The sequence below is a fragment of the Bifidobacterium jacchi genome, assembly GCF_009078285.1.
GTDB classification, from domain to species: domain Bacteria; phylum Actinomycetota; class Actinomycetes; order Actinomycetales; family Bifidobacteriaceae; genus Bifidobacterium; species Bifidobacterium jacchi.
This window is the reverse complement of the sequence record NZ_RQSP01000101.1, coordinates 1-318: the sequence shown is the minus strand read 5'-3', so window position 1 is coordinate 318 and position 318 is coordinate 1. Positions and strand designations below refer to the sequence as shown.

The window sequence follows — 318 nt, the reverse complement described above, 5'->3', positions numbered from 1 at the left end:
GGTGGATGCGGTGTCGGCGAGCGGAGGAGTGACGCGGACAGGCGGCCGGCCGTGGAGGTGGTTTTCCATGGCCAAGCGTTCGAGCCCGCTCCCCAGGCAAATCCGGGGGGCGTTATGGGCGAGGCGTGACGGGACGCCCTTTTTTGGGTGGATCCGGTGATCCCGTCCGTCGAGAAAAGCTTCGTCGCGAGGGCACACGGCGCCCGTACCCGAAACCGACACTGGTGGTCAGGTAGAGAATACCAAGGCGATCGAGCGAATCCTGGTCAAGGAACTCGGCAAACCGCTCCCGTGCCTTCGGCATAAGGGAGACCCCCC

Annotated in this window: 1 rRNA gene (only partly in view); it reads left to right on the top strand. The window is 65.1% G+C overall.

The features are described 5' to 3' along the window. Positions 1-318, top strand: a 23S ribosomal RNA gene (locus tag EHS19_RS10480); its annotated part reaches 814 nt to the left of the window's first position; the annotation flags it as partial.